10 protein-coding genes are annotated in these 13,087 nt (G+C 72.3%); 4 read left to right on the forward strand and 6 right to left on the reverse strand.

Features of this window, described 5'->3' with window-relative positions; all coding sequences use genetic code 11:
* Positions 1-77 precede the first annotated feature (77 nt).
* The gene (locus AB0F88_RS12195) at positions 78-803 is read right to left on the reverse strand and encodes a metal-dependent hydrolase (protein ID WP_362681198.1); all 726 of its coding nucleotides are present in this window, start codon (positions 801-803) and stop codon (positions 78-80) included.
* Between the two features lie 1,007 nt (positions 804-1,810).
* Between AB0F88_RS12195 and AB0F88_RS12200 the strand changes: the two genes are divergently transcribed.
* The gene (locus AB0F88_RS12200) at positions 1,811-2,593 is read left to right on the forward strand and encodes a PadR family transcriptional regulator (RefSeq protein ID WP_362681201.1); all 783 of its coding nucleotides are present in this window, start codon (positions 1,811-1,813) and stop codon (positions 2,591-2,593) included.
* 7 nt (positions 2,594-2,600) lie between these two features.
* Entirely contained in the window at positions 2,601-3,191 is a 591-nt protein-coding gene (locus AB0F88_RS12205; protein ID WP_362681204.1) for a DUF1707 domain-containing protein, read from the forward strand.
* Between the two features lie 139 nt (positions 3,192-3,330).
* Here the strand turns inward: AB0F88_RS12205 and mug are convergent, their stop codons facing one another.
* The 5 genes from mug to AB0F88_RS12230 all read right to left on the reverse strand — a co-directional run bounded on the left by mug (position 3,331) and on the right by AB0F88_RS12230 (position 10,975).
* Positions 3,331-3,825: a G/U mismatch-specific DNA glycosylase gene (gene mug, locus AB0F88_RS12210; protein WP_362682472.1), complete on the reverse strand. Its 495-nt coding sequence runs from the start codon at positions 3,823-3,825 to the stop codon at positions 3,331-3,333.
* A 120-nt stretch (positions 3,826-3,945) separates the two neighbouring features.
* A complete protein-coding gene (locus tag AB0F88_RS12215) occupies positions 3,946-5,355 on the reverse strand; it encodes a sugar porter family MFS transporter (protein WP_362681207.1) in 1,410 nt (469 codons plus the stop codon).
* Positions 5,356-5,710: 355 nt separating this feature from the next.
* On the reverse strand, positions 5,711-8,209 hold the full coding sequence (locus AB0F88_RS12220; protein WP_362681210.1) for a polynucleotide kinase-phosphatase: 2,499 nt from the start codon (positions 8,207-8,209) through the stop codon (positions 5,711-5,713).
* Positions 8,202-9,866 (reverse strand): 3' terminal RNA ribose 2'-O-methyltransferase Hen1, encoded by a 1,665-nt coding sequence (locus AB0F88_RS12225; RefSeq protein WP_362681213.1) that lies wholly within the window; start codon positions 9,864-9,866, stop codon positions 8,202-8,204. Before AB0F88_RS12225 ends, AB0F88_RS12220 begins: the two co-directional genes overlap by 8 nt.
* 185 nt (positions 9,867-10,051) lie before the next feature.
* Positions 10,052-10,975 carry an LLM class F420-dependent oxidoreductase gene (locus tag AB0F88_RS12230; protein ID WP_362681216.1) on the reverse strand — a complete coding sequence of 308 codons (924 nt, stop codon included), beginning with the start codon at positions 10,973-10,975 and terminating at the stop codon, positions 10,052-10,054.
* Between the two features lie 148 nt (positions 10,976-11,123).
* Here AB0F88_RS12230 and AB0F88_RS12235 point away from each other — a divergent pair, with 148 nt between their 5' ends.
* Positions 11,124-12,188 (forward strand): hypothetical protein, encoded by a 1,065-nt coding sequence (locus AB0F88_RS12235; RefSeq protein WP_362681219.1) that lies wholly within the window; start codon positions 11,124-11,126, stop codon positions 12,186-12,188.
* Between the two features lie 105 nt (positions 12,189-12,293).
* Entirely contained in the window at positions 12,294-13,064 is a 771-nt protein-coding gene (locus tag AB0F88_RS12240; protein WP_362681222.1) for a Clp protease N-terminal domain-containing protein, read from the forward strand.
* Positions 13,065-13,087: the final 23 nt, after the last annotated feature.

Consider the following 13,087-nt stretch of genomic DNA (forward strand, 5'->3'; position numbering starts at 1 on the left):
CTCACAGGTTGCAGCGGATGTCTCGATATCAAGATATCCCTCCGGGTATCTCGACATCAAATTACTCCCCAGTATGATCACTGCGGGGCGAGGCGGAGGTACAGCAGCCCGAGAACGACGACGGAAAGTACCGGGGCGAGAAACTTCTGCTCGAAGGCCCGGCCCGTCTTGATGCCGATCTTCCACGGCAGCAGCCACTTCTGCCGCATCGGCCAGAGCACCGGACAGCCCTTCTCGGTGCAGCAGTCGCCCACGACGTGGGTGAGGCACCCGATCGCCACCGCGAGACCCAGCCAGGCGTACTCCACGTTGTCGCTGCGGAACACCACGAACAGCCCGGCCGTCATGCCGACGTTGAGCATCGCCGAGGCGAACTTCTTGCCCGGGATGCCGATGCCGATCGCCCGCAGCGCCAGGCCGATGAGCAGGATCACCAGGATGTCGCGGCCGATCGGATAGGTGTTGGCCAGGTAGTGCGCGCCGAAGCCCGCGGCTATCGAGAACACCAGCGAGTGGGTGGCGTTGCGGTGGCCTCCGGCGAGCCACGAGACCGCCTTGCTCAACCCCCAGGTGACCGGCCCGAACGTCTGCGCGATCGTCGCGCTCGGATGGTCGAGGTCGGGCAGCATCGCGGCACCGGCGCAGATGATGGCTCCGGCGACGAACTCGGCCGGGTTGAGCGCGTTGACCATGACGCCGGTCTCGATGAACCTGGACGTCTCGGTCAGGAGGGGCAGCGCGGCCAGCGCGGGCGCCACCCCCAGCCAGGCGATCGCACCCGTCAGCGCATGCGTATGCCCCATCATCGGTCAAAAACCCCCATCAAGATCACCTCGGGAGACTGTACGTCAAAGCCTCCTCCAGATGGAGGACCGTGCCATTTCACGCCATCGGCGTGTCGCGCGGGCGAGATGGCCCTGGCGCGCGCGTGTTGATCGTTTCCGGCCGACTCCAGGGTCGCCCGAGGGCGACGATGGTCCGCTTCGATCTCCCCGTCCCTTCACGAGAGGTGCCTGCCATCCGAATCTTCCTACGAACGGGGAACGGATGGAACGGGCGAATGGTGCCTGGGACGGCGGCCGGGAAGCGTCTCGGCGGAGTGATCGCCCTCGCGGGGCGGACCTGGAGCGGGGAACCCTCCGGGGGTCTTCACCGGAAGGCCCGGACGCGAATCCGGGAGGGTCGCGATCAACCCGGGAGGGTCGCGATCAAGAAGGGACGTGCGAAAACGTGGAGAAACGACAGACGGGACCGTTCCGCGCCGAAAGCACCCCCCAGCCCTTCCGGCGCGGAACGAATCCCGTCTACGTCCTTTGTAACGTGCAGGTCTCAGTACTTGTTCCAGAATCCGGCAAGAATTACGTGATCTGCCTCACTTCTACGTAGAGTGACGATCTTTCACTCTCGGCGACGGCCGCCGAAAAAGGCGCGCAGGACGGCGAATCGAGGCTCCGGGAGCGGCTGCGGGGCCGCCCGCCCGGCGAGTCCGGCCCGGACCCGGCCGACCCCCGGCCCGGCGGACCGGCGGCCCGGCGGACCGGCGGACCGGCGGCCCGGCGGCCCGGCGGACCGGTGGATCGGCGGACCGGTGGATCGGTGGATCGGTGGACCGGACCGGCAGGCGTCCGGACCAGAAAGGCGAGCCGTGCCGGGCAGGCGGGCCGGAGAGCATCTCATCCCACCAACGATCAAACACCTCAGATCGCACACAAGCCCCATTTCCTGACATGAGGTTGCCGTCAGAATGTTCTCGATATATCTTTGAAGCATCGAGAGCGGTCAAAAGACGATCGCTGCATGGAGGTACGACATGACATCGTCCAACGCGATGGGCGCCCCCTGGGCCGGATTCGGCTCCCACGAGATCAGGCGCGAGATGAAGCGCGCGGCCAGGGAGGCATGGCGGCAGATGGCCGCCGGGTGGCACGAGGGCGGCCCGGAGCACGGTCCCCGCGCGCCACACCACACGCACCACGAGCACCACGAGGGCGGGCCTCGCGAGCACCGGCACCGCGGCCACCGCGGCCCCTTCCCCTTCGGCGGGTTCCCCTGGGACATGGGCCGGGGCGGCAGGGGGGGCAGAGGCCCGTTCGGCGGGGGCCCGTTCGGCGGCCCGCCGTTCGGGAGGGGGCGCAAGGCCAAGCGCGGCGACGTCCGCGCGGCGATCCTCGCCCTGCTCACCGAGTCCTCGCGCAACGGCTACCAGATCATCCAGGAGATCGAGCGGCGCAGCGAGGGCGGCTGGAAGCCCAGCCCGGGAGCGGTCTACCCGGCTCTGCAGCAGCTCACCGACGAGGGCCTGGTCCTGGCCGAGGAGAACGAGGGCCGCAAGACCTTCAGCCTCACCGACGCCGGACGCGCCTACGTGGCCGAGCACTCCGACGAGGTGCGCGCTCCGTGGGAGGAGATGACGCCCGACGTCGACGACGGCACCTGGGAGCTGATGGACATCACCCGCCAGTCGGGGTTCGCCATGCTCCAGATCCTGCAGACCGGCAGCGACGCGCAGATCCGGCAGGCCAAGCAGACCCTGGTCGAGACGCGCCGCAAGCTCTACCAGATCTTGGCCGACGGCGACACCGGCGAGGAGTGACCCGACCATGACCCCCCGAGACGACCTCCGTATCGGAGACGCCGAGCGTGACGTGGCGATGGAGTCCCTGCGCGAGCACTACGTGCAGGGACGCCTGACCCGTGAGGAGCTCGACGAGCGCCTCGAACTGACCCTGGCCGCGCGGACCGGTGGCGAGCTGGCCCGGGTGAGCGCGGATCTGCCCGGCCCGGGCGACCCCCGGGCGGAGGAGTCCGAGGACACCTGGGGTCCCTGGGGCGCGGGGGCCCCCTGGGGTCCGGGGAAAGGGCCGTGGGGGCCGGGCGGAGGGCCGTGGGGACCGGGTGGGCCGTGGGGGCCTGGCCACCGGCACCGCGCGCACGCGCACCCCTGGGGCCACCACCGTCCCGGGGGCCGCCACCCGGGCTGGAGCCGCCGCCCCAGGGGTCACCGTGGCGGGCCGCCGTTCTTCCCCCTGATGATCCTGGTGCTGGTGGCCGGGGTGTCGATCGGCGGGTTCGGGGTGCTCAAGTTCGTCTTCCTCGCCTGGCTGGTGATGGGGGTGCTGGGCATGCTCCACCGCGGGCGGGGGCGCTCCAGGACGCGCTCCCGCGGGCTCGGCCCCCCGACCGCGTCCTGACCCCGCTCCGACCGGCCCGTGCCGGCCTCTGACCGGCCTCTGAGGGGCCTCTGAGGGGCCTCTGAGGGGTTCGGGCGAGCGGGCGACGTGCTGGCCCGCTCGCCCGAACCGGCTCGCGGGGGACGCCCGCACCGGCCGGTCAGGCGAGAGACTCCCGGAGCCTGCGCATCTCCCCCGCGATCCCGTCCAGCGTCCAGTGCGCGTTCAGGCCGCTCGGGTTGGGCAGCACCCACACCGCCGCGCCGCCGATCTCGCTCTCCTGCGGCCCGATCACGGCCTTGGGCACGCCGAACGCCTGCCGGTAGGCGGTCACCCCCGCCACCGCCAGCACCCTCGGGCGGATCTCGGCGACCAGCCCCGCCAGGCGCTCCCCGCCCGCGCGGAACTCCTCGGCGGACAGTTCCGCCGCCTGCGCGGTGGGCCGTCGCACCACGTTGGTGATGCCCAGCCCGTACGAGGGAAGCAGGTCCTGCTCGGCGGGCGAGAGCAGCCGGGGGGTGAAGCCCGAGCGGTGCAGCGCGGGCCAGAAGCGGTTGCCGGGGCGGGCGAAGTGGTGGCCGGTGGCCGCGGAGTACAGGCCGGGGTTGATCCCGCAGAACAGCACGTCCAGCGAGGGCCCGAGCACGTCCTCGATCGTCCTCTCCCCGGACGCCTCGAGCTCGGCGCGGCTCGGCCGCGCCTGGGCCCGCGCTCCGGAGGTCGCCCGCCTCGCGCGCGGGGCACTTTCCTGTCTCCTGGACGGCACGAGGCGAACCTAACCCATCTCCTCGAGCTTTCGCCCCTTGGTCTCCCGTACCTTGAACAGCACGAAGACGAAGGAGAGCGCGGCGAAGGCGGCGTACCCCACGTAGGCCCCGGCCAGGTTCCACTCGCTCAGCGACGGGAACGAGACGGTGATCAGCCAGTTGGCCACCCACTGGGCGGCGGCGGCCACCGAGAGCGCGGCGGCCCTGACGCGGTTGGGGAACATCTCCCCCAGCAGCACCCAGACGATCACACCCCACGACAGCGCGAAGAACAGCACGAAGACGTGCGCGGCGATCAGGGCGACCGTGCCCTGGGCCTCGGGCAGCTTGACCGCCTCGCCACTCGGGACACCCGCGCTGAAGGCCCACGCGGCCACGGCGAGCGCGGCCGTCATGCCCGCGGAGCCGATCAGCAGCAGCGGCCTGCGGCCGATCCTGTCGACCAGCGCGATGGCGATGAACGTGCCGACGAGGTTGATGATCGAGGTGGAGAAGCTGATGAGCAGCGAGTCCGACTGGTTGATGCCGACCGACTGCCACAGCGACGCCGAGTAGTAGAAGATCACGTTGATGCCGACGAACTGCTGGAAGACGGAGAGCAGGATGCCGATCCAGACGATCGGCATCAGCCCGAACCGGGAACCGCGCAGGTCCCGCAGGCGGGGCCGGCGCTCGCCGCGCACCGAGGTCTCGATCTCCGCCAGCCGGGCGTCCAGATCGGTCCCCTCGCCCTCGACCTCCGACAGCACCTTGCGCGCCGCGTCCGTTTTCCCGACCGCGATGAGGAAGCGCGGCGACTCGGGGATGACCGTCGCGAAGACCAGATAGAGCAGGGCGGGTACCAGGCAGGCGCCGAGCATCCACTGCCAGGCCTGCAGCCCGAGCAGCTCGTTGTTGACGTCGCCCCCGGCCCGCTCCGCGATCGCGTAGTTGACCAGCTGGGAGACCGCGATGCCCAGCACGATCGCGAGCTGCTGGAAGGACCCCAGGCGTCCCCGGTAGGCGGGCGGCGCGACCTCCGCGATGTAGGCGGGGCCGATCACCGAGGCCATGCCGATGCCCACACCGGCGAGCACCCTCCAAAGAGCCAGGTCCCAGAGCGCGAAGGGCAGGGCCTGGCCGATGGAACTGACCGCGAACAGGATCGCGGCCACCTGCATCGCCCTGGTGCGTCCCCAGTGGTCGGCCAGCCCTCCGGCGATCCAGGCGCCCAGCGCCGAGCCCAGCAGCGCGATCGCCACGACGAAGCCGGTCTGGACCGGGCCGACGTCGAAGTTCTTCTCGATCCCGGTGACGGCGCCGTTGATGACGGCGCTGTCGTACCCGAAGAGGAAGCCGCCGATCGCCGCCGCCGCGGTGATGAAGACGACGTGCCCGATGTTGTCACCGGAGGTGCCCGTGGGGGCAGTGCTGGCCATGAGGGTTCTTTCCCCCAAGAGGAAGTATGAGACATGGATCCCGGACTTTCGGGGACGGCCCCATGGCGGCCGTCCCCACCGGCACCGTTCCCACTCGCACCGTGTCCCACCTGCGCCGTTCCCTCCTGTGCCGTTCCCACACCCCGCTCCCGCCGGCGCCGTCCCCGCGAGGGCCACGGCCGGGACCACCGGCGGGGACCACAGGCCGGAACCACCGCCCGGGACCACCGGCGGAGACCACAGTGACCACAGCCGGGGACCACAGTGACCACAGCCGGGGACCACGGGCCGGGACCACCGGCGGGGACCACAGTGACCACAGCCGGGGACCACGGGCCGGGACCACCGGCGGGGACTACAGGCGGGGATCGACCGGCTCGGACTCCAGTGCCAGGACGGCGAAGACCGCCTCGTGCACCCTCCACAGCGGCTCCCCCTCGGCCAGCCGGGAGAGCGCCTCAAGACCCAGCGCGTGCTCGCGCAGGGCGAGTGATCGCTTGCGGCCCAGGAACCGGCGACGCAGCACGTCCAGGCTCTCGGTGTAGTCGGGCCCGTAGATGATCCGCAGGTACTCCCGCCCGCGCACCTTGACCCCGGGCTGCACCCGGCTCCGCCCGTCCGGCGGGTCCAGCGGCTTGACGACCATGCCCTCGCCGCCCTCGCCGGTCAGCGCCGACCACCAGGCCGTGGCCGCCTCCGTCGACTCCGGTGAGGCCGGATCGGCGAACACGTGCCGGGTGGGCGCGATCAGCGGGTCGTCGAGCCGTGACAGCAGGTCCAGGTGCCAGGAGTGCGGCTCCTGGATCGCGGTCGCCCTGCCCTCGCAGGCGAGGATCTGGAACGGCGCCAGCCGAAGACCCTCGAGTCCGGAGACAGGCCAGCAGTAACGTGCATATGCCTGCCTGAAACGGGCAGCGTTGGTGGAGCGGCGTCGGGTGCGGTCCAACAGAACGCCCACATCCAAACCGCGCCCGGCCGCCGCTTCCAGCACGGTGATCGCCTCGGGCAGCACCGTGCGTGCCGCGGCGCCCACCGACGCGTACTGGCCGCGGATCAGCCCCTCGGCCTTGGCCGACCAGGGCAGCAGCTCGCAGTCGAGGGCGATCCAGCCCGACCCCAGCTCCTCCATCAGCGGCGCGCACACCCGCCTGAGCCTGTCGACCAGCTCGGTGGTGTCGGCGAAGAACGACCTTCCCGTACGGGTGTAGACCGCCCCCGCGCTGCCGTCGGTGACCCCGAACCGGGCCGCCGCCACCTCCGGGTCGGCGGCCAGCACGGCCACCGCCCGCGAGCCCATGTGCTTCTCCTCGCACACCACCCGGGTCACCCCGGCCGCCGCGAACTCGGCGAACGCCTCGGCCGGGTGTTCCAGGTAGCCGTCGAGACGGGAGGTCTCCGGAGGCGCCATCGTCGGCGGGAGGTAGACCAGCCAGCGCGGATCCACCGCGAACCGGCTCATGATCTCCAGGGCGGCGGCCGAGTTCTCCTCGCGGACCTTGATGCGGCCGCCGCCGTGGCGCACCTCGATGTGGCGGGTGCCCCGCACGTCGTCGACGGAGAGCAGGCCGGGAGCGCGGTGACCGGGGGCGGTCAGCGGCCTGACCGACTCGTACCAGACGCGCTCGGCGGGCACCGAGACGATCTCCCGCTCCGGGTAGCGCAGCGCGGTGAGCCGCCCGCCGAAGACCACCCCGGTGTCCAGGCAGATCGTGTTGTTGATCCACTCGGTCTCGGGGACCGGGGTGTGGCCGTAGACGACCATGGCCCGGCCCCGGTACTCGTGCGCCCAGGGGTAGCGCACCGGCAGACCGTACTCGTCGGTCTCGCCGGTGGTGTCGCCGTACAGCGCGAAGGAGCGGACCCTGCCGGAGGCGCGGCCGTGGTACTCCTCCTTGAGCCCGGCGTGGGCGACGACGAGCCTGCCCCCGTCGAGCTGGTAGTGGCTGATCAGGCCGTCCATGAAGGCCAGCGCCTCCCGCCTGAACTCCTCCGGCTCGGCGGCCAGCTGGTCCAGGGACTCCTGGAGGCCGTGGGCCACCCGGACCTTGCGGCCGTTGAGCGCGCGGGCCAGCTTCTGCTCGTGGTTGCCCGACACGCACAACGCGGTCCCGGCCGCGACCATGCCCATGACCAGCCGGAGCACGCCCGGCGAGTCGGGCCCCCGGTCCACCAGGTCGCCGACGAACACCGCCGTCCTGCCCTCGGGGTGGACCGCCCCCGCGCCGCCGGGATCGACCTCCCAGCCGAGGTCGCGCAGCAGCGTCTCCAGCTCGGCGCGGCAGCCGTGCACGTCGCCCACGATGTCGAACGGGCCGGTCAGCTCGCGCCTGTCGGTCCACGCCTTCTCGGTGACGACCGTGGCGGCCTCGATCTCCTCGGCCCCGCGCAGCACGTGGACCCGGCGGAAGCCCTCGCGGGAGATCCTGCTCATGGAGCGGCGCAGCTCCTTGCGCTGCCTGACGACCACGCGCGCCCCGAAGTCCCGATCGGGCCTGGACTCGTTGCGCGCGACCGCCAGCTCCTCCGGGACGTCCAGGACGATCGCGTCGACCAGCACGTTGTGCGACTTCGCGAGGGTGACCAGCTGCTTGCGCGCCTCCCACTGCACGTTCGTGGCGTCCACGACCGTCAGCAGCCCGCGCCGCAGGCGGGTGCCGACGATGTAGTGGAGCACATCGAAGGCGTCGGGGGTGGCGGCCTGGTCGTTCTCGTCGTCGGCGACCAGCCCCCGGCAGAAGTCGGAGGAGATCACCTGCGTCGGCGCGAAGTGCCTGGCGGCGAAGGTCGACTTGCCGCTGCCGGACACCCCCACGAGCACGACGAGCGACATCTCCGGTACGGCGACCTCAGTCATCTCCACCTCCCGCGTTTCCCGTCCCCACGGGCATCTCCGTACTTCCGGGACCGTTCTCGGTGTCTCCGGGACCGCCTGACGTGCCCGGCGGGTCCTTCGTGCCCGCGAGGCCGAACAGGGCCATCTGGGTGGGCGGGCCGACCTCGGGGTCGTCGTCGCCGACCGGCAGGAACTCGGCGCGGTAGCCGTACTCGCCGCACACCTTCGCCGCCCACGCGCGGAACTCCGCGCGGGTCCACTCGAAGCGGTGGTCGGGGTGGCGCACACCGCTCAGGGATTCGTAGCGGACGTTGTGCTCGGCGTTGGGGGTCGTGACGATCACGTGCCCCGGCCGGGCGGTGCCGAAGACCACTCGCTCCAGCGCGTCCAGGCGCGGCGGATCGACGTGCTCGATCACCTCCATCAGCACCGCGGCGTCGTACCCGGCGAACCGGGCGTCGGTGTAGGTCAGCGCGCCCTGGAACAGCTCCAGCCGCTCCCGCCGGCGTTCCGGCATCCGGTCGAGCCTCAGCCGCCTGGCCGCGAACGCCAGCGCCCGGGAGGAGACGTCCACTCCCGCCACCCTGGCGAACCGGGGCCGTTCGAGCAGCGCCGCGACCAGACGGCCGGAACCGCACCCGAGGTCGATGACGGTGCTCGCTCCCAGCCCTTCCAGCGTGGCGAGCACGGCCTCCAGGCGAAGGACGTTCAGCGGCCGCCTGGCGGCGCCCCCGGGCCCGGTCCGCGCCTCCCCCTCGGGAGGGGCCTCACCGGCCGGAAGGGCCCCGTCCGGCGCGCCGGTCCCGCCGGCGGCGGTGGCGGCTCCCGGCACCTCCGCCGCGGAGCCCTCCCCGGCGGAGCCCTCCGCGGCGGCGGCCTCCGCGGCGGGGTCGGCCGAGGGGTCCTCCTCGACAGGGGTCTCGAGGTCCTCCTCCACGTCGTCGCCGATCTCGGCGAGGCGGGCGAAGGCGGTACGGGCGAGGGCCCGGCGACGGCCGAGGTAGCGGTGAGTGATCAGACCCCGGGCGGGGTGGGCGGCCAGCCACGACTCGCCCGCCCTGATCAGCTTGTCCACCTCGTCGGGGGCCACCCAGTAGTGCTTGGCGTCGTCGAGCACCGGAAGCAGCACGTAGAGCTGGTTGAGCGCGTCGGCCAGGCGGACCTCCCCGCGCAGCACCAGCCGCACGTAACGGGAGTCGCCCCACTCGGGGAACTCCTCGTCCAGCGGCAGGGCGGTCGCCTCGACCCGCCAGCCCAGCGGTTCGAACAGCCGGCGCGCGAGCTCGGGACCGCCCTTGCACGGCAGCACGGGCAGGGTGATCTCCAGCGGTATCGGCCCCGCGGCCAGCTCGGGACGGCTGTCACAGCGCCCGGTGCGCGCCGTGCGGAACACGTCGGCGAGCGCCACGGCCAGCAGCGACGACGCGGCGTAGGGCCGGTCGTTGACGTACTGGCCCAGCGTGTAGTCGGGCGTGGACCGGTCGCGCGAGCGCACCAGGCGGATCGGGTCGACGTCGAGCATCAGCGCGGCCGTGCAGCGCTCCTCGCTCGCCTCGGGATAGAGGACACGTGCCACGCCGTACGACTGCCCGAACTCCTGGACCCGGTCGGGGTGCTTGTGCAGCAGGAATCCGAGGTCCGTGGCGGGACTCACGGTGGTGGAGATCGTCAGCAACACCCGGTTCAGTGTGCCGCACCCACGCGGGGACGGCCATCGGTTAACGCCCCGAACCCCCATGAGACGGCCATCGACCGACGGTTCCGGATCCACACGACACACCGCCGGTCGGATGACATATCCCGATTGGCCCTTGCCGGGGAACCCCGAGGACGCGGGCCCCCGGGCCAGGACCGGGCCGCGGCCTACACGTGGGACAGGATCTCGTCCGAGATGAGTTCCAGCTGGTCGAGGTCGTCCAGGTCCAGCACCTGCAGATAGATCCGCTCGGCGCCCAGCTCGGCGAACCGGCCGATCTTCTCGGCCACCTCGGCGGGGGTGCCCGCCAGGCCCGTCGCACGCAGCGCGGCGAGGTCCTGCCCGGTCGCCTCGGCCCGCCGCGCGATCTCCGCGTCGTCGGAACCGACGCAGACGGTCTGCGCGGCGGAGAACACGACCTGCTCCCTGCCCTCCGCCTCGCACGCCTTCCTGACCCGGTCGAAGGCCTGCGAGGTGTCCTCCAGGGTGCGGAACGGCACGTTGTACTCGTCGGCGAACCGGGCGACCAGGCGCGGGGTGCGCGTGGCGCCGGTGCCGCCGATGATGATCGGCGGTTTCGGGCTCTGCACGGGCTTCGGCAGCGCGAGCGAGTCGGCCAGCCGGTAGTGGGCGCCTTCGAAGGAGAACGTCTCGCCCTTGGGCGTGGTCCAGAGCCCGACCAGTATCTCCAGCTGCTCCTCGAACCGGCCGAACCGCTCACCGACCGGCGGGAACGGGATGCCGTACGCGGTGTGCTCGGCGTCGTACCAGCCGGTGCCCAGGCCCAGCTCCACCCGCCCGCCGCTCATCTGGTCGACCTGGGCCACGCTGATCGCCAGCGGGCCCGGCAGCCGGAAGGTGATCGGCGTGACCAGGGTGCCGAGGCGGATCGTGGAGGTGTCCCTGGCCAGGCCGGCCAGGGTCGTCCAGGCGTCGGTGGAGCCCGGCCCCGGGTCGCCGGGGCCGAGCCGCATGTAGTGGTCGGAACGGAAGAAGGCGTCGAACCCCAGCCGTTCCGCGGCCAGCGCGACCGTCAGCAGCTCGTCGTAGGTGGCACCCTGCTGCGGTTCAGTGAAGATCCTCAACTTCATGGGAACCATTATCCGGGCACTCCGGACGGCATCCGCAGAAAGCCCGCGCCATGGCGGGAACGCTTGCTAACGTTCTGGCCTCTGACGCAACGGGTAGCGGATCGACCACTCACAGCGATCGCCCCTTGGCCGTCGAGGAGGGGATCACATGCCTGTGGCGACCGACCGCCCCCGCACCCGCCGGGTCCGTGAGCCCGGCACTCCGCCCCGGCCTCTCGTGGTGCTCGCCTCGATCGTGCTCGCCACGGGCACCGGGGCCGCGATCTGGCTGCTGCCCTCCAGGGCGCAGGGCGAGTGGGCCCCCCTCGGCGGGCGGGCCGGGTCCGGGGCGACGCCCTCGGGAACGACCCCGGGGCCCGCGGCCGAGCCCCCGCCCCCATCGGCCGTCGCCCGCCCTTCGGGCTTCGTGGCATTCGTGGACGCGGTCCGCGAGCCGCGCTTCAACCTTTCCAGGGAGGCCAGGAGGAGCCACGTGCGCTGGTTCACGCTGGGCCACCTCACCGCCGGGCAGAAGGGCTGCGTCCCCAAGTGGGGCGGGCTCCAGGACCAGAGGGGCAACCCGGTCGCCAACCGGCTCGCCCCCCTGCGCGCCGCGGGCGGGAACGCGGGCCTCGCCTTCGGCGGCCCGGCGGGGCGCGAGCTCGCCGCGGCCTGTTCCGACCTCGCCAGGCTCACCGCCGCCTACCGCCGGGCGATCGGCATCTTCAACGCCACGTACATCGACTTCGAGGTCCACGGCCCTGCGGGCGGCGCCACCGTGCTGCGGCGGGCCAGGGCGATCGCGGCCCTGCAGCGTGAGGCGGCCGGCGAGGGCCGCCCCCTCACGGTGAGTTTCACCCTCCCGGTCACCGGGGCCGGCCTGTCCCCCGCCGGTCAGGAGATGCTCCGGACCACCCGGGCGGCGGGCGCCGAGATCGCCGCCGTCAACCTCCTCGCGCCCGTCGACGCCGCCTCGGGCGCCGGGAGCCGCCTGCGTCCGATCGCCTCGGCCGTCCGCGCCGCGCACCCTCAGATCGCCCGGTCCCTGGGCGAGAGCGCCGCCTGGAACCGGATCGCCCTGACCCCCGTGCTGGCCGGTCCCGGCGACCTCACGCGGCTGGAGGCCCGCAGGCTCGCCGCCTTCACCAGCCGCAACCGCCTGGCGTGGCTCTCCACCAGGGGCGCGGCCCTCTCTCCCGGTATCACCCGGTTCCTCACCGGCGCGACGCGCTAGCCGGCCCTCGGCGGGCCCGGGAAACCCGGGCGGGCGCTGGACAAGCGCCTCCTTTGGGGTTATCAATGGGTTATAACCCTTCTGTAACCCCATAGGGGAGATGCAATGCCGAAGATCAATGTCTATCTGCCCGACGAGCTGGCCGAGGCGGTGAAGAAGGCGGGCGTGCCGGTCTCCGCCGTGTGCCAGCGGGCTCTGGAGCAGGCCGTACGGCGGGTGACGGCCATCCGCGAGACGGCGCTCGGCGCCCCCGACCTCGACGACCTGACCGCGCGCCTCACCCACTTCACCCCGCGGGCCCGGGAGGTGGTCAAGCTGGCGGTGGAGCAGGCGCGCGCCCTGGGCGCGGCCGAGGTCGGCACCGAGCACCTGCTGGGCGGCATGCTCGCCGAGGGAGGCAACCTGGCGATCCAGGTTCTCGGCGCCCTGGAGATCGATCCCGAGGAGGTGGGGCGGCGTCTGGACCGGCTCAGCCTCGACACCCCGGCCGCGACCGGCGCCGACGAGGCGGAGCTCGCCTTCGGGGCGCCCGCGGCGGCGGCCCTGGAGATGACCGTCACCGAGGCCACCTCGCTCGGTCACAACTACGTCGGCTGCGAGCACCTGCTCCTCGGACTGGTCGCCGAACCGGACGGGGCGGCCGGGCGCATCCTGCGGGAGCTGGGCGCCGAACACCGGCTGACCCGCCACGCGGTCTCGGCCGCGCTCGCCGGATACGTCCACCTGCGCGCGCAGACCCGGCCCGCCACCCCTCCCCCGGCCCTGCCCGCCGACGCGGCGAGCGCCCTGTCGGCGGCCGTGCGCGAGGAACTGCGCCCCGTCCTGCTGAGGCTCGAACGACTGGAGGAGCGCCTTGGCACGGCGGACGAGGCGTAGCCATGGGCGCGATCCCTCCCCGC

Origin of the sequence: Streptosporangium sp. NPDC023963 (assembly GCF_040639135.1) — a bacterium.
GTDB lineage: Bacteria > Actinomycetota > Actinomycetes > Streptosporangiales > Streptosporangiaceae > Streptosporangium.

Excerpts from the sequence above, each read along its gene's own strand:
- AB0F88_RS12195 (WP_362681198.1), bottom strand. The coding sequence starts at position 803 with ATGGGGCATACGCATGCGCTGACGGGTGCGATCGCCTGGCTGGGGGTG.
- AB0F88_RS12200 (WP_362681201.1), top strand. The coding sequence starts at position 1,811 with ATGACATCGTCCAACGCGATGGGCGCCCCCTGGGCCGGATTCGGCTCC.
- AB0F88_RS12205 (WP_362681204.1), top strand. The coding sequence starts at position 2,601 with ATGACCCCCCGAGACGACCTCCGTATCGGAGACGCCGAGCGTGACGTG.
- AB0F88_RS12215 (WP_362681207.1), bottom strand. The coding sequence starts at position 5,355 with ATGGCCAGCACTGCCCCCACGGGCACCTCCGGTGACAACATCGGGCAC.
- AB0F88_RS12220 (WP_362681210.1), bottom strand. The coding sequence starts at position 8,209 with ATGACTGAGGTCGCCGTACCGGAGATGTCGCTCGTCGTGCTCGTGGGG.
- AB0F88_RS12230 (WP_362681216.1), bottom strand. The coding sequence starts at position 10,975 with ATGAAGTTGAGGATCTTCACTGAACCGCAGCAGGGTGCCACCTACGAC.
- AB0F88_RS12235 (WP_362681219.1), top strand. The coding sequence starts at position 11,124 with ATGCCTGTGGCGACCGACCGCCCCCGCACCCGCCGGGTCCGTGAGCCC.
- AB0F88_RS12240 (WP_362681222.1), top strand. The coding sequence starts at position 12,294 with ATGCCGAAGATCAATGTCTATCTGCCCGACGAGCTGGCCGAGGCGGTG.